The organism is Amycolatopsis halotolerans (assembly GCF_042647905.1).
GTDB classification, from domain to species: Bacteria; Actinomycetota; Actinomycetes; order Mycobacteriales; family Pseudonocardiaceae; genus Amycolatopsis; species Amycolatopsis halotolerans.
In genome coordinates, this window is sequence record NZ_JBHRWI010000004.1 from 219,750 (window position 1) to 233,480 (window position 13,731).

At 68.9% G+C, this 13,731-nt stretch carries 18 protein-coding genes; 11 read left to right on the forward strand and 7 right to left on the reverse strand.

Annotated features, from left to right (window positions below; all coding sequences use genetic code 11):
- Nucleotides 1-358: 358 nt before the first annotated feature.
- Nucleotides 359-892, reverse strand: a complete 534-nt coding sequence (locus tag ACFORO_RS03575; protein WP_354751222.1) for a GNAT family N-acetyltransferase — start codon at nt 890-892, stop codon at nt 359-361.
- Nucleotides 893-1,002: 110 nt separating this feature from the next.
- On the opposite strand from ACFORO_RS03575, the gene ACFORO_RS03580 reads away from it, so the two are divergent.
- Nucleotides 1,003-1,359: an ArsC/Spx/MgsR family protein gene (locus ACFORO_RS03580; protein ID WP_377869461.1), complete on the forward strand. Its 357-nt coding sequence runs from the start codon at nt 1,003-1,005 to the stop codon at nt 1,357-1,359.
- Here ACFORO_RS03580 and ACFORO_RS03585 read toward each other — a convergent pair.
- Nucleotides 1,352-2,116: a sulfite exporter TauE/SafE family protein gene (locus ACFORO_RS03585; RefSeq protein WP_377869462.1), complete on the reverse strand. Its 765-nt coding sequence runs from the start codon at nt 2,114-2,116 to the stop codon at nt 1,352-1,354. The genes ACFORO_RS03580 and ACFORO_RS03585 overlap by 8 nt on opposite strands.
- An 86-nt stretch (nt 2,117-2,202) precedes the next feature.
- Here ACFORO_RS03585 and ACFORO_RS03590 point away from each other — a divergent pair, with 86 nt between their 5' ends.
- From ACFORO_RS03590 to ACFORO_RS03615, 6 genes are all read left to right on the forward strand, one after another.
- The gene (locus ACFORO_RS03590) at nt 2,203-2,967 is read left to right on the forward strand and encodes an AraC family transcriptional regulator (protein WP_377869463.1); all 765 of its coding nucleotides are present in this window, start codon (nt 2,203-2,205) and stop codon (nt 2,965-2,967) included.
- Nucleotides 2,968-3,052: 85 nt separating this feature from the next.
- The gene (locus ACFORO_RS03595; RefSeq protein ID WP_377869464.1) at nt 3,053-3,742 is read left to right on the forward strand and encodes an alpha/beta fold hydrolase; all 690 of its coding nucleotides are present in this window, start codon (nt 3,053-3,055) and stop codon (nt 3,740-3,742) included.
- Nucleotides 3,743-4,112: 370 nt separating this feature from the next.
- Nucleotides 4,113-5,102 (forward strand): hypothetical protein, encoded by a 990-nt coding sequence (locus tag ACFORO_RS03600; RefSeq protein ID WP_377869465.1) that lies wholly within the window; start codon nt 4,113-4,115, stop codon nt 5,100-5,102.
- Nucleotides 5,103-5,245: 143 nt separating this feature from the next.
- The gene (locus ACFORO_RS03605) at nt 5,246-5,653 is read left to right on the forward strand and encodes a hypothetical protein (protein WP_354751216.1); all 408 of its coding nucleotides are present in this window, start codon (nt 5,246-5,248) and stop codon (nt 5,651-5,653) included.
- Nucleotides 5,654-5,663: 10 nt separating this feature from the next.
- Nucleotides 5,664-6,725 (forward strand): sensor histidine kinase, encoded by a 1,062-nt coding sequence (locus tag ACFORO_RS03610; RefSeq protein WP_377869466.1) that lies wholly within the window; start codon nt 5,664-5,666, stop codon nt 6,723-6,725.
- Entirely contained in the window at nt 6,722-7,330 is a 609-nt protein-coding gene (locus ACFORO_RS03615; RefSeq protein ID WP_354751214.1) for a response regulator transcription factor, read from the forward strand. Before ACFORO_RS03610 ends, ACFORO_RS03615 begins: the two co-directional genes overlap by 4 nt.
- A gap of 503 nt (nt 7,331-7,833) precedes the next feature.
- Here the strand turns inward: ACFORO_RS03615 and ACFORO_RS03620 are convergent.
- The gene (locus ACFORO_RS03620; protein WP_344266748.1) at nt 7,834-8,208 is read right to left on the reverse strand and encodes a DUF5997 family protein; all 375 of its coding nucleotides are present in this window, start codon (nt 8,206-8,208) and stop codon (nt 7,834-7,836) included.
- 44 nt (nt 8,209-8,252) lie between these two features.
- Between ACFORO_RS03620 and ACFORO_RS03625 the strand changes: the two genes are divergently transcribed.
- Both ACFORO_RS03625 and ACFORO_RS03630 read left to right on the forward strand, forming a co-directional pair.
- Nucleotides 8,253-8,990: a LysR family substrate-binding domain-containing protein gene (locus tag ACFORO_RS03625; RefSeq protein ID WP_377869467.1), complete on the forward strand. Its 738-nt coding sequence runs from the start codon at nt 8,253-8,255 to the stop codon at nt 8,988-8,990.
- Nucleotides 8,991-9,008: 18 nt separating this feature from the next.
- Nucleotides 9,009-9,803, forward strand: coding sequence for an SDR family NAD(P)-dependent oxidoreductase (locus tag ACFORO_RS03630; protein ID WP_377869469.1), 795 nt, complete (start codon nt 9,009-9,011; stop codon nt 9,801-9,803).
- Here the strand turns inward: ACFORO_RS03630 and ACFORO_RS03635 are convergent.
- Together ACFORO_RS03635 and ACFORO_RS03640 are read right to left on the reverse strand one after the other, a co-directional pair.
- A complete protein-coding gene (locus ACFORO_RS03635) occupies nt 9,797-10,669 on the reverse strand; it encodes a CPBP family intramembrane glutamic endopeptidase (protein ID WP_377869470.1) in 873 nt (290 codons plus the stop codon). The two genes, ACFORO_RS03630 and ACFORO_RS03635, sit on opposite strands and share 7 nt — an antisense overlap.
- 25 nt (nt 10,670-10,694) lie before the next feature.
- Nucleotides 10,695-10,877, reverse strand: a complete 183-nt coding sequence (locus ACFORO_RS03640) for a hypothetical protein (RefSeq protein ID WP_354741458.1) — start codon at nt 10,875-10,877, stop codon at nt 10,695-10,697.
- A 146-nt stretch (nt 10,878-11,023) separates the two neighbouring features.
- On the opposite strand from ACFORO_RS03640, the gene ACFORO_RS03645 reads away from it, so the two are divergent.
- On the forward strand, nt 11,024-12,271 hold the full coding sequence (locus tag ACFORO_RS03645; RefSeq protein ID WP_377869471.1) for a sensor histidine kinase: 1,248 nt from the start codon (nt 11,024-11,026) through the stop codon (nt 12,269-12,271).
- Nucleotides 12,259-12,912, forward strand: coding sequence for a response regulator (locus tag ACFORO_RS03650; protein WP_377869472.1), 654 nt, complete (start codon nt 12,259-12,261; stop codon nt 12,910-12,912). The genes ACFORO_RS03645 and ACFORO_RS03650 overlap by 13 nt, the downstream gene beginning before the upstream one ends.
- Nucleotides 12,913-13,153: 241 nt before the next feature.
- On the opposite strand, the gene ACFORO_RS03655 is transcribed toward ACFORO_RS03650, so the two are convergent.
- Nucleotides 13,154-13,294 carry a hypothetical protein gene (locus ACFORO_RS03655; protein ID WP_344266769.1) on the reverse strand — a complete coding sequence of 47 codons (141 nt, stop codon included), beginning with the start codon at nt 13,292-13,294 and terminating at the stop codon, nt 13,154-13,156.
- Nucleotides 13,291-13,527: a hypothetical protein gene (locus ACFORO_RS03660; protein ID WP_344266772.1), complete on the reverse strand. Its 237-nt coding sequence runs from the start codon at nt 13,525-13,527 to the stop codon at nt 13,291-13,293. The genes ACFORO_RS03655 and ACFORO_RS03660 overlap by 4 nt, the downstream gene beginning before the upstream one ends.
- Nucleotides 13,528-13,731 lie beyond the last annotated feature (204 nt).

The window sequence follows — 13,731 nt, forward strand, 5'->3', positions numbered from 1 at the left end:
CCCCGCCCGCCACTCGCCGGGATGCGCCCCAATGTGGCATTGGGTGCGTCGCATGCACCGAACGCCACATTGGGTGCGTCGCATGCACCGAACGCCACATTGGGTGCGTCGCATGCACCCAATGCCACATTGGGGCGCTGTTCCCCGCCACCCGCGAACCGCAGCCGATGCACTCGACTCGAGGTGCACCCACACCACCCCCGCACCCCCGATACGAAGCCAAAATGCGGTCTGAGGGTGGTTGTCAAGGCATCTTTCCAGCCTTGACAACCACCCTCAGACCGTCATCACAATCAAGCTTCGGGGTGCCCCACGCAACCGAGGACGGCAATGTCGCCGCCAGGCGACGAGCCGGGAGTCAAACAACATCCCCCCGCCGAACCCGATAAACCTGCAACCTCAAATCGTAATACTTAGTAGTCTCCCCGACCCACTGCATCCCGATCCGCTCCGCAGTAGCAATAGCCCGGGAATTACTAGGCCGCGCCACCGCGAACAACTCATCAGTCCCATCCTGGGAAAACGCCCACTCCACCAACGCCCGCCCAGCCTCAGTCGCGTACCCGTGCCCCCACTCCTCAGGCCGCAACTGCCAGCTAAGCTCCAAATCCTCCCGATAAGGCGGCAACAACCGGATCCCCAGTCCGCCGATAACCCGCCCATCGGAACGCGACTCAACAGCCCACCTCCCCCGAGGCGGAATCAAATTAGGCTGCGCCTCCTGCCAAGCCTGCAACACCGACCGCATCGCGGCGGCATCGCCGACGCGGTCCATGGCGGGGGTCAGCCAATGCGTCACATCGGAAGAGCCGTAGATCTGAAACGCGGCTTCGGCGTCGTCAGCCGTCCAGTCCCGGATCACGAGACGGTCGGTGGTCAGCGGCAGGGTCATGTACGAACGGTACGCCCGTTCCACCCGGTCCGGGCAGGTGATGCAGGACGCACCGAAGGCTCTTGTCCGGCAAGGACTCCTCCCGATATGGGGCGAGTTAGACTGCGCGCGTGGAGATCTGGGTGAACCCGCGGTGTTCCAAGTGCCGCTCGGCGGTGTCGCTGCTCGACGAGGCTGGCGCGGAGTACACCGTGCGCCGCTATCTGGAGGACCCGCCGACCGAGGCGGAACTCGTCGCGGTGCTCGACCGGCTCGGCCTCGACCCGTGGCACATCACCCGCACCGGCGAGAAAATCGCCGGGGAACTCGGGCTGAAGTCCTGGACCCGCACGCCGGAAGACCGGCCACGGTGGATCGCCGCGCTCGCCAAGCACCCGGAGCTGATCCAGCGTCCGATCATCACCGCCGACGACGGCACCACGGTGGTCGCCCGTGACGAGGAAACCGTGCGGTCGGTGCTCAGCTGACCGCCACGGCGATCAGCGCCGCCGCCAGCAGCACCAAGTACGCGACGGCATGCACCTTGTCCGGCAACCGGTCGGCGACCCGCCGGACGAGCGCGATCGTCGGAAGTGAACCGGCCAGCAGCGCCGCGCCGGCGATCGGGTCGAGATACCCCGACGGCCCGCCGCCGGCTGTCGCGTAAACCGCGGTCGCCACCACCGCGACGGGCACGCTGAGCGGGTTCGCCATCGCGGCCGCGTCCGCCATCGGAAGCCCCTTGCGGCGCAACAACGGCACCGTCATCACGCTGCCGCCCACCCCGAGGAAACTCGCTACCGCACCGATTCCGACCCCGCCTGCGGTAGTCGTGAACGTGCTCAACGGTTTCGATTCCCCTTGCGGCTTAAGGAATCCGCCGCGCACCAGGCTGTCCACAATGGTCACTGCCAGATAGGCGATGAACAGGACGCGCAACAGTCCGTCCCCGGTATAGGTCGCGGCCACCGAACCCACTACGGCGCCGATTGCGACGAACGCGGCGAGCGGCCAGATGTACTCGCGACGGAGCCGTCCGGCCCGGGCTTGCATCACGGTCGCGCTGATCGCGTTCACGACCATCACCGCCGTGGACGTAGCGACGGCGACATGCATCGCGTCACCGCGGCTCGTGACCGCCGCGACCACCGGCACGGTGACGAATCCGCCGCCGAAGCCGAACAACACGGTCGTCACGCCGCTCAGGCAGCCGAAGAGCAGAAGAATCAGGATCGAGGTCAACACTGGCTTCAAGGTAGGTCGTGCCGGGTGCGGCGCGCATCCGAAGATTCGCCAGGTTCTTTCGAGCTTCGGACACCTACCCTGGAGGCATGCGCAACGTTCCGTTGTCCGAGGTCGACGCCCTGCCACGGGCCGTGCTCGCGATCAGCACGGACTACCCGCCGGACCACTTCCTGCCGCCGCATCGCCACCGCCGCGCGCAGTTCCTCTACGGCGCCACCGGCTCCATGCGCGTCGGAACGGCCGACGGAACGTGGACCGTCCCGACCCGGCGCGCGGTGCTGATCCCGCCGGAGACCGACCACAGCGTCGTGATGATGAACGTGACCACGCGCAGTCTCTATCTGGAGCCGTCCGCCGTGCCGTGGTTCCCGCGCCGCTGCCAGACCGTCGACGTCTCGCCCCTGCTGCGCGAATTGCTCCGGGAAGCCGTTGACGTCGTCCCGGAATACCCTCGCCGCGGCCGCGATGCCGCGCTGGTTTCCCTTCTGCTGCACGAAATCTCCCGCTGCGTCCCGCTGCCGCTCGAACTCCCTTGGCCGCGCCACGAAGGCTTGCGCGCACTGTGTCAGTCCTTTTCGGACGCTCCCGACGTCCACGACCCACCGTCGCGCTGGGCGGCGGAGTTGCACGTCAGCGAACGGACCCTGCACCGCCTGTTCCGTGCCGAGACGGGCCTGAGCTTCGCCCGCTGGCGAGAGCGGGCCTGCGTGCTGCACGCGCTCCCGCTGCTCGCCGCGGACCTTCCGGTGGCGGACGTCGCGGTCACCCTCGGATACGAAAGCCCGGCTGCGTTCACCACGATGTTCAGCCGCCTGCTCGGCGCCCCGCCCCGGTCCTACCGCGAGCCGTGACCCAGATCTCATTGAGTGCAACTTGATTGTGCGCAACTAAGTTGTACTGTTGTCCTCGTTCGGAACTTTCTCTGAGGAGGACCCCATGACTGCCACTGTCGTTCTGGTGCACGGCGCGTTCGCGGATTCGTCCAGCTGGAACGGGGAGATCGAGCGGCTGCAAGCAGCCGGACACCGGGTGATCGCCGCGGCGAACCCGCTGCGCGGAGTCGCCGAGGACGCCGCCTCCGTGCGGTCTTTGCTGGACAGCGTCGAAGGCCCGATCGTCCTGGTCGGCCACTCCTACGGCGGCTCGGTGATCTCGGCCGCCGCCGTGGGCCACCCCGGGGTGCAGGCGCTGGTCTACATCGCGGGCTTCGTCCCGGACGAGGGCGAAAGCGCGGGCGAACTGGCCGGAAAGTTCCCCGGCGGGACCCTCGGCGAGACGCTGGAGCAGGTCAACCTGCCGGAGGGCGTCGACCTTTATGTCCGGCAGGACCTGTTCCACCAGCAGTTCGCCGCGGACGTCCCCGCCGCGCAGGCTCGGCTGATGGCCGCAGGCCAACGCCCGATCGCCGCGGCTGCCTTGGACGAGGCTTCGCCCGCACCGGCGTGGAAGGGATTGCCGGTGTACAGCCTCATTCCGACCGCGGACAAGAACATCCCGCCCGCGGCGCAGCGTTTCATGGCGGAACGCGCGGAGGCGGAGGTAGTCGAGGTGGCGGACGCTTCGCATGCGGTGCTGGTTTCGCAGCCGGACGTCGTGGCGGAACTGATCCTGCGCGCTGCCCGGTGACGACCTTGGGCGAGTGAGGCCGGTCCGCGCTGCGCGGGGCAGGTGCGCAGCGCGGGCGCATGGCGCTGGATCGCGCGGAGTGCCGGGACGCGCGACATCGGTTCGCGCGGAGCGATCCTGGCGCAGGTGCGCATGCGGGTGCGTTGCGCCGATCGGCGGGCGGAGATCGTGGTGCGGGGGTGCGATGCGGCGGACTCGGCCTGGCGGTCCGGCCGCGTGATCCACCGGGCGTGGTTTCGGCGATTGGCCTGGTCGGCGGCATAGTTGTGCGGCGCTCGGGGAGTCACCCGATCTCGTTGTGCGGACTTGTCATAGCCGAGCCGGATTTTCGCCGTTCGCCGCGCCGGTGGGGCAGTTACCATCGGCGGCCATGAGTACCTCAGGGGGTCCACAGGAGCAGCCGGGCACGCCGCAGGAGCCGGGCGCGGTCCCGCCGGGATGGCAGGCACCTCCGCCGGGCGCCGGGGCCGGTTATCCGCAGCAGCCCGGGGTTCAGCCGGGTTATCCGCAACAGCCCGGAACTCAGCCCGGCTATCCGCCGCAGCCTGGGCAGCCGCCGCAGTACGGGCAGCCCGCGCAGCAGTACCCGGGCCAGCCCGCGCCGGGTTCGTACCCCGGCCAGGCCGGGCAGCCGCAGCCGGGGCAGTACCCCGGGCAGCCTGGGCAGGCGCAGTACCCGGGGCAGCCGGGCCAGCCGCACCCCGGTCAGTTTCCGCCGGGCCAGCCGTACCCCGGCCAAGCGGCCTACCCCGGCCAGCAGGGCTATCCGGCACAACAGCCGGGCTACCCGCCCCAGCAGCAGCCGGGCTCCGGTTACGCCGCGCCCCAGCCCGGCCAGGGCTTCCTGCCCCAGCACCAGCCGCTCACCACCCCGGGGCTCGGCGCGATTCCCGTGGCTCTCGGAGGCATCCTCGAGATCGTCGCCCTCTTCATCCCCTGGGTCACGTTCACCCGGGGCTCCCAAAGTGTCTCGGTCACCTTCATCGACATCTTCAGCCAGCTGACGTCCGGCACGGACAGCTTCGCCGCGATGTACGTGCGGTTCCTCGCCTTCATCTTGATCGCCGCGACGTTGTTGTCCACTCTCCCGTGGACGCTCGGCGTGCTCCGCACGAAGAGGTCCGCGTACTGGTTCAGCGGGATCCGCCGCCGGGAACTCACTCCGCCGAACTTCTGGTGGTACCGCACCGTCTTCGCGGGCCGGGCCACCCTCATGCTGGTCTTCCACATCGCGGGGATCGTCGCGATGTTCTCCGAGGACCTGTCGAAGATCGGCCTCGGCGCGTATCTGCTCGTCCTCGGCGCCGTGCTCGTGGTCGCCGGCGCGGCGATCGGGCCGAAGCTCACCGCCGCCCGCTGATGTCGCGGATGACCGGGTTCTGACAAATGTCATCGCGCGCCGATGCGCGGTGACACTACGGCCCGCTTGCCCGTCCGCCCACCATGGGACGGGCAAGCGGTTCCGGATCCACCGGGCCGATCAAGGGTCCGGAAAGGACAGTCATGAACTCCCGTCCCGCAACGGTTTCCGAACAACCTCGTATCCGGGCGGTCCGCGCCCTCACCGGGGCCTACCTGGCGCTGAGCGTGCTCACCCTCGGCGCGATCGTCCTCCTCCGCAACGACCCGTCGATGGTCACCGACGTCGTCTGGGTCCGTGCCACGATCGTGGCCGCCAGTGCGCTGCTCACCTTCCTGTTCGCGAGAAGCGCGGCGCGCGGATCGAAACGAGGGCTGCTGCGGCTCCGGATCGTTTCGGCGGTGATGACGGTCGCGATCATCGTCATCGTGTCGATTCCGGGCTTCCTGCCGCTGTGGGTGCGGCTTGAGCAGGGCGTCTGCGGGCTGCTTCTGCTGGGGGTGGTCGTCCTGGTCAACGGACGGCACGTGCGCTCGCTGTTCTCCGAGTAGCGTGCCGGACGTGGACCGCGGCCCCGATTCCGACGCGCAACGCTGGGTACTGGGCTGGCGCCGGCTCGTGCTGGACGCCGGCCTCCTGGTGTACCCGCTGATCGTTCTCGCCCAGACTGCCGACCAGTCGGTGGCGGTGGTGGTGCTGCTGGCGTTCTGTGCCTGCTACATCGGGGCGGCGGTCGCTGCGTACCAGTTCCGGAGCCGGGCTTTCTGGATCCTGACCGGGGTGTTGACGGCGCTGTTCGGCGTGCTGCTGCCGCTCGCTCAAGCCAACGCGTTTTACCTGCTTGCGGTGGTGGTGTCGCTCGCTGTTCCGCGGTTGCCGCGTTGGGGCGTGGCCGTCGTTCCGGTCGCTGCCGCGGTGACTGTGCTGGTGCCTTGGGTGGTCTGGCACACGGATCCTGGTTGGGCGCAGGCGGCCGCACTGGTGTTCACCGTGTTGGTGGTGGTCGCGTTCGCGGAGGCGTTGCGGGCGAATCGGGCGTTGGTGCAGGCTCGGGCGGAGGTGGAGCGGTTGGCCGCGGATGCGGAGCGGTCGCGGATCTCGCGGGACTTGCATGATCTGCTGGGGCATTCGCTTACCGCGATCACGGTGAAGAGCAATCTTGCCCGGCGACTCGCGGCTAAGGGGGATGAGCGGGCCGTCGAGGAGATTGGCGAGGTCGAGCAGTTGTCCCGGCAGGCGCTCGCGGATGTTCGTGCTGCTGTTTCGGGGTATCGGGACGTGACGCTTGCTGGGGAGCTCGCGCGGGGGCGGGAATTGTTGCGGGCCGCGGGGATCAGCGCGGATTTTCCTACTGCCGTGGATGGGCCGTATCAGGAATTGTTCGGGTGGGTGGTTCGGGAGGGGCTGACTAATGTGGTTCGGCATTCTCGGGCTACTGCTTGCGCGGTGATCGTTTCGGGGGATGCCGTGGAGATTCGGGACGACGGTGTTGGTTCTTTGGCGAATCCGGGGAATGGGCTGTCCGGGTTGCGGGATCGTGTGCTCGCTGCGGGCGGGCGGATGGAGGCGGGGGCAGTGCGGCCTCGCGGGTGGCGGTTGCGGGTGACGGTGGGGGAATCGTGACTATTCGGTTGTTGCTCGCGGATGATCAGGTGTTGGTGCGGCAGGCGTTGGGGACTCTGCTTGATCTTGAGGACGACTTCGAGGTGGTCGCTCAGGTGGGGCGGGGGGACGAGGTGGTGGGGGCCGCGTTGAAGTGTTCCCCGGATGTGGCGTTGCTGGATATCGAGATGCCTGGGTTGGACGGACTGGCCGCGGCCGCTGTTTTGGCGGAGCAGGTGCCTGGGTGCCGGGTGGTGGTTTTGACGACGTTCGGGCGGGCCGGGTATTTGCGGCGGGCCATGGAGGCCGGGGCGGTTGGGTTTGTGGTTAAGGATGCTCCGGCTGAGGCGTTGGGGGACGCGATTCGGCGGGTGATGCAGGGGGAGCGGGTGGTGGATCCGGCGCTGGCGGTGGCGACTTTGGCCGCGGGGGAATCGCCGTTGACTGCGCGGGAGCGGGATGTGTTGATCGCGGCTCGGGGCGGGGGGTCGGTTGCCGAGATCGCGGGGAGTTTGTATTTGTCCGAGGGGACGGTGCGGAATTATTTGTCTGGGGCTATTGCCAAGACCGGGGCGAGGAACCGGATGGGGGCGGTTCGGGTCGCTGATGATCGGGGGTGGTTGTGATTCTGCTCGTCGCCTGGCGGCGACATCGGCCTTGGCGTGCGTGGGGCACCCCGAAGGTTGATTGTGCTGACGGTTCGGGGGTGCTTGTCAAGGCGGGAAAGATGCCTTGACAAGCACCCCCGAACCGCAGGGAGGCTTCGTATCGGGGTTGGGGGAGGGGCTGGGTGCCTCGAACGTTGGGTGCATCGGCGGCGGTTGGGTGAGTGGTGCGCGCGGGTTGGGCGGCTGGTCGCGTTGGGTTCGCGGCTGGAGGTAGCGCCCCAATGTGGCATTGGGTGCATGCGATGCAACCAACGCCACATTGGGTGCGTGGGATGCACCGAACGCCACATTGGGGGCATCGCGGCGGCGGGCGGTCCGTGAAGGGCCCCTTGAGGGAATCTAAGTACGTGAAGGGGCCCCTCACGGCACATCGCTGGCTGTGAGGGGAACCCTGAGGGAATCAGAGTCCGTGAGGGTTCCCCTCACGGACTTCGGTGCGCAAGCAAGGTCCGAAGTGGACGTTACTCGGGCTTTTCCGCGTTCAAACGGGCGGCTTCGCGGCGGACCTCGGCCTGGGTTTCGCGTTCGTGTTGCAGCCAGGTGGGGTTGTCGGACTTGAGGGCCTCGATTTGGTCCGTCGTCAGGGCCTCGGTGACGCCGCCTCGGGCCAGGCCGCCGATGGAGACTCCCAGTTTCGCCGCGACGACCGGGCGCGGGTGCGGGCCGTTGCGGCGGAGGTCGCGCAGCCATTCCGGCGGGTCCGTCTGCAGGGCGTTCAGCTCGTCGCGCGAGACGGCGCCCGCGCGGAACTCTGCGGGGGTGGCTTCGAGGTAGACGCCCAGCTTCTTCGCTGCCGTCGCCGGCTTCATGGTCTGGGGGGTCTTCTGCGCCGTCATGCCCACCAGCGTAACCGGCAGCCCCGCGCCGGTAGCCTTGCCACGTGACAGAAGCCGACCAGGCCTCGGCGTTCCGGCTCGCCTACGTTCCGGGTGCGACCCCCGCGAAGTGGGTCCGGATCTGGGGCGAACGCAATCCCGAAGTGCCGCTTGACCTGGTCGCGGTCACTGCCGCCGAGGCCGCGGGCGTGGTCCGCGAGGGGCGGGCGGACGCGGCGTTGCTGCGGTTGTCCGACGACCGCGAAGGTCTGCACGCGATCCCGCTCTACACCGAGTCCACGGTGGTCATCGTTCCCAAGGATCACCTGGTCGCGGCGGCTGACGAGGTGTCCATTGCGGACCTCGCGGACGAGCTCGTGCTGCATCCGCTCGACGATTCGCTCGGTTGGGACGAGCTGCCCGGCAAGCCCGCGCTCGAGCGGCCGGAGACGACGGCGGACGCGGTCGAGCTGGTGGCGGCGGGGGTCGGCGTGCTGCTGGTGCCGCAGTCGCTCGCTCGGCTGCACCATCGTCGTGACCTCACGTACCGGCCGGTCGACGACGCGGTGCAGTCGCGCGTCGCGTTGTCCTGGCCGGAGGGCGAGACCGGCGACCTGGTGGAACAGTTCATCGGCATCGTCCGCGGGCGCACGGTGAACAGCACCCGCGGGCAGCAGGAAACGCAGGCCAAGACGGGCAAGGCGGCACCGGCGAAGAAGAAGCCGCAGCAGCAGCGCGAACCGGCTCGTCGGCGGACCGCACCCAAGCCCGGCGGGCGCGGCAAGCCTCGTCGGCGTCGTTAACGCTTTAGGGGAGAAGCTGTGGATCTCGGGTTGAAGGGCACATGCGCGGTCGTCACGGGCGCTAACCGCGGGATTGGGCTGGCGGTCGCGGAGGTGCTCGCGGCGGAGGGGGCGGACCTCGCGCTCGTCGCCCGGGATCAGGAAACGCTCGCGGCGGCGGTGGAAGGCGTCGGCAGGCACGGCACGAAGGTCATCGCGGTGGTCGCCGACACCACCGACGACGCTGCGGTCGCGGCGATGGCGGAGCGGGTCTCGGCGGAGTTCGGCGCGGCGGACATCCTGGTCAACTGCGCGGCTCCGGCGTCGAGCGGGGTCCGGACGCCGCTCGACGACCTGCGCGACGACGACCTGCGCACCGAGATCGAGACCAAGGTGCTCGGCTACCTGCGGTGCGCCCGCGCGCTCGCGCCGGGGATGCGGGAGCGCGGCTGGGGCCGGATCGTGAACGTCAGCGGGCTCAACGCGCGGATCGCCGCCTCGACGTTCGGTTCGATCCGCAACGTCGCGGTCGCGGCGATGACCAAGAATCTCGCCGACGAGCTGGGGCCGCAGGGAATCACCGCGACGGTCGTGCATCCGGGCTACACGGTGACCGAGCGGACGCCGGAGAAGTTCGCCGAGATCGCCGCGATGCGGGGGATTTCGGTGGCGGAGCTGGAAAAAGGCCTCGCCGCCGGGGTGAGCATCGGGCGGTTGGTGACGGCGGCCGAGGTGGCGGACGTCGTGGCGTTCCTGGCGTCTCCGCGCAGCGTCGCGATCAACGGGGACGCCATCGCGGTCGGCGGCGGCGTCCCCGGGCAGATTTATTACTGAACGGCCTGGAGTTCCCGCGCCGGGTGGGGATAGCCGAGACGGCCCTTGGTCGCGGCGACCACGATCAGCGCGGCCGCGGCGAAGGCGGCGAACAGCAGGTGTTCGGCGATTTTCGGGTCCGCGCTGGGGAACAGCTCGCCCCAGGCGACGGACAGATAGTTGTTGATCCCGGCGTGCAGCAGCAGCGCGATCGGCAGGCTTTCGCCGCTGCGGTTGAACACCCAGGTCATCACGAAGCTGATCGCGATGGCGGTCGCGACGAACTCCAGCACCGACCAGACCGTCACGTTCGGCCAATGGCCCCATTCGGTGAAGAACAACGGCAGATGCCAGACGCCCCACAGCGGACCGAGGATCAGCGTGCCGCGCAACGGGCCGTGCTTCGGCTGCAAGTGCGGCAGGGCGAAATCGCGCCAGCCGGGTTCTTCGGCGAGGCCAGTAGTGATCACCTGAAGGACGAAACCCAATGCCCACACCAGGATCAGCGACGCGGCGGGCATCCGGAATGGGCCGGCGAAGGGCAGGCTGGAGAGCGTCAGCACGACCGGGACCGCGAAAAGGGCGAGTGCGTACCATCGCCAGTTCACTCGCCAGCGCAGCAACCGGCCGACCCACGCGCGCAGCCCCGGACGGCCTTCGGCGAGTGCGGTGACGAGGAACGCCGCGAAGATCGGGCCCAGGTAAGCGCCGGGGAGCATGCCGAGGATTTGCGTCGTGCCGAGTACTGGCGGGAATCCGAAGTGGACGATGCCGAGGCCGTTGTCCGATAGCACGTAAGGGATCCACGCGAGCCAGCTGAGCGTAATGGCGAGGGTGAAGAAGGTGGTGACGGGGTGGCGTGCGACGAGGGCGCGCAGTGCGGTCATGGCGGGTGAGTCCTTTGTGGATGGTTCAGCGGCGGGAGCGGTAGTTCGCGATGAGTGCGATCCCCGCGGCGAGGGTGACGACGCCGAAAATGGTGCTCAGCAGGAGGTTGACCCCGAGTGCTGAGGTGAGGGCGTTGGCTGCGGCGCTGAGTACCAGCACGCCCCACAGCAGTGGCCGGGTGCCTTGTCTGGCGGGTGTTTTCGTCATGCCGCGAACGCTACGAATCGGGGCTCGCCATGACGATCCCGTGCGCGGGAGGATCTAGGTACAGCAGGCTGTACTTTCGCGCCGCACCGCAGCGTCAGCGCGGATTTCTCGGCTAGGGTTCGGCGCGTGAGGCGCTAGGAGGTGCGATGGCAACCGCAGGGGAACCTCGGCCGCGTTCGTGGGCTGTGCGGGTCCGGGCCGCTCTCGATGCGTTGGAACACCTCGTCGGCGGGATCGGTACTTCGGTGCTGGCGTTGCTGGTGCTGCTCGGCGTGGTCACGGTCGCGCTGTTGTGCCTCGTGGGCGTCGGATTGGTGCTGGCGCGGCCGATGCTGGGCGTCGTGCACGCGGTCGCCGATCGGGAGCGGATCCGGCTCACCGCGATGAAGCCGGACGTCATCAGCCCCGGTCCGGGTCCCGAGCGGCTCGGGGCGGCGTTGCGCGACCGGACTGTGCAGCGCGAAGTGCTGTGGGTTGTGGTGCACGGCCTCGCGGGGTTCCTGCTCGGCTTCATCGGGCTGACGATCGTGCTCAACACCGCGCGCGACGGGCTGTTCCCGCTCTACTGGTACCTGCTGCCGCCGGACGACGCGACGGCCTCGCTCGGCTGGCCGGTGCACAGCCTGGCGGAGGCGCTTCCGGTGTCGCTGCTCGGCGTCGCGTGGGCGTTCCTTTCGGTCGCGCTGCTGCCCGCGATGGCGGGGCTGCAGGCACTGCCCGGCCGACGGCTGTTGCCTGCGGGTTCGGACGCGGACGTCACGCTGCGGATCGCCCACCTCACCGCCACCCGTGCCGCCGCGCTCGACGCGCATTCCACTGAGTTGCGCCGCATCGAGCGGGCGCTGCACGACGGCACGCAGAACCGGCTGGTCGCGGTGAACGTCCTGGTCGGCGCGGCCCGCCGGGCAGCCGCCCGGGGTTCGGCGGACGTCGACGAAATCCTCGGCCGCGCGCAGGACGCTACCGAGGCCGCGCTCGCCGAATTGCGCGCGGTGGTGCGCAGCATCCTGCCGCCTGTGCTGGCTGACCGGAGCCTCGCCGATGCGTTGACCGCGCTCGCCGCGGACTGCCCGGTGCCGTGCACGATCGACGCTGACCTGCCTGGCCGGTACGCCGTTTCGGTGGAGGCGTCGGTGTATTTCGTGGTCGCCGAGGCGCTCACGAACGTCGCCAAGCACAGCGGTGCCCGCAGCGTCGAGGTCGTGTTGCGTCGGCGGGACGACCTGCTGCACCTCCGCATTACCGACGACGGCCGCGGCGGCGCTGCCGAAACCGGCGGCTCGGGACTCGGCGGGATGCGCCGCCGGATCGAGGCGCTCGACGGAACTTTCGCGCTGGCGAGCCCCGCCGGCGGACCGACCACTCTGACTGTGAGCCTGCCATGCGGATTGTGATCGCCGAGGACGACCCGTTGCTGCGCGAAGGCCTCGCGCTGCTGTTGCGCGCGGAGGGCCTCGACGTCGTCGCGACCACGGACAACCCGGCCGATTTCCTTGCCGCGGTGGACAAATACGAGCCGGACACCGCGGTCGTGGACGTCCGCATGCCGCCGACGCACACCGACGAGGGCATCGTCGCGGCCGTCGAAGCCCGTCGCCGACGGCCGGGGCTCGCGGTGCTGGTGCTGTCGGCATATGTCGAGCAGGCCTTCGCGACCGACCTGCTGGGCGGCGGCAGCGCGCGGCTCGGGTATCTGCTGAAGGAACGCGTCGGACGGGTTGGCGAGTTCATGGAAGCGCTGAACCGGGTCGCCGACGGCGGAACGGCGATCGATCCGGAAGTGGTGGCGCAATTGCTGACCCGGACGCGCGCGGATTCCGGATTGGAACGGCTCAGTCCGCGGGAACGGGATGTGCTGGCGCTGATGGCGGAGGGATTGGGAAACGGCGCGATCGCGGAACGGTTAGTGGTGACCGACGGCGCGGTGCACAAACACATCCGCAGCATTTTCGCGAAACTGGGTTTGGCTCCGGACGACAGCGCGGATCGGCGGGTTACGGCGGTGCTTCGGTATTTGGACGAAGCGCGCCGTTGATCTTTTGCGTAACACTGGACGAATTCGTGAGTATCTGGCGATGTGCGGCATGGATCGACCGGCGCACGGCGAAATGGCCCGCATTCACCGGCAATCGGCGTCGCGCAGTTCACCCGGACGAGTGCAGTATCGAACGCGCGAACCGGTGACACCGAAGTGGCCTCATCGCGCCCTCCCGCCGGGATGCGGGCGCACGCGAGTACCGCACCGGAGGGCCGGTGCGGAGCCTGGGGAACGGCGGTTACTTGCCGGAGCCCGCCTTCTTGGCCTCGTCCGTCCCGCCCTTGCCGCCGGCCGGAACGTCCTCTTCGGACCAGTCCAGCCCGGCCTCGGCGACCACGCCGTCGAAGATCGGGGTGGCCACGGCCTGCTCGCCGCTCATGACGCGCTCACCACGTCGATGATCGCGTCGGCCGCGATCCACTGCGGGTTCGCGTCTCTCGCCTGGCCGTCTACCTGGACCGGGACCCAGGTGACCGCCGTCGCGTCGTCGGTGACCGGGGCTCCGGTGACCACCCCGCGCCTGCACAGCTGCCGCCTGCCGGTGCGCTGGCCGACCAGGTAGGTGACCCGGTGACCGGTGGACAGTTCGGGCCGGTGCTGTTCGCCGTCCATGTGTTCCTCCCTGCACGCCACCCTTGTGGGCGACGCTCGCTTCATCGACGCGACTCGCTCCCCGCGTGCCGATGACGCATTCCCGGTCCATGATCTGGGTCACACCGAAGCAACTGCCGCCGTGAAAGCGACTGCTACATCGAGGCATCGCCGACCACTGACAGTCATCCCTCTATACCCAAAGTAACAGGTACAGCGCCGTAT

Bases quoted from the DNA above. Each gene is read 5' to 3' on its own strand.
- ACFORO_RS03575 (WP_354751222.1), bottom strand. From the start codon at position 892: ATGACCCTGCCGCTGACCACCGACCGTCTCGTGATCCGGGACTGGACG.
- ACFORO_RS03590 (WP_377869463.1), top strand. From the start codon at position 2,203: ATGCGCAACGTTCCGTTGTCCGAGGTCGACGCCCTGCCACGGGCCGTG.
- ACFORO_RS03595 (WP_377869464.1), top strand. From the start codon at position 3,053: ATGACTGCCACTGTCGTTCTGGTGCACGGCGCGTTCGCGGATTCGTCC.
- ACFORO_RS03600 (WP_377869465.1), top strand. From the start codon at position 4,113: ATGAGTACCTCAGGGGGTCCACAGGAGCAGCCGGGCACGCCGCAGGAG.
- ACFORO_RS03605 (WP_354751216.1), top strand. From the start codon at position 5,246: ATGAACTCCCGTCCCGCAACGGTTTCCGAACAACCTCGTATCCGGGCG.
- ACFORO_RS03620 (WP_344266748.1), bottom strand. From the start codon at position 8,208: ATGACGGCGCAGAAGACCCCCCAGACCATGAAGCCGGCGACGGCAGCG.
- ACFORO_RS03635 (WP_377869470.1), bottom strand. From the start codon at position 10,669: ATGACCGCACTGCGCGCCCTCGTCGCACGCCACCCCGTCACCACCTTC.
- ACFORO_RS03640 (WP_354741458.1), bottom strand. From the start codon at position 10,877: ATGACGAAAACACCCGCCAGACAAGGCACCCGGCCACTGCTGTGGGGC.
- ACFORO_RS03645 (WP_377869471.1), top strand. From the start codon at position 11,024: ATGGCAACCGCAGGGGAACCTCGGCCGCGTTCGTGGGCTGTGCGGGTC.
- ACFORO_RS03650 (WP_377869472.1), top strand. From the start codon at position 12,259: ATGCGGATTGTGATCGCCGAGGACGACCCGTTGCTGCGCGAAGGCCTC.
- ACFORO_RS03655 (WP_344266769.1), bottom strand. From the start codon at position 13,294: ATGAGCGGCGAGCAGGCCGTGGCCACCCCGATCTTCGACGGCGTGGTC.
- ACFORO_RS03660 (WP_344266772.1), bottom strand. From the start codon at position 13,527: ATGGACGGCGAACAGCACCGGCCCGAACTGTCCACCGGTCACCGGGTC.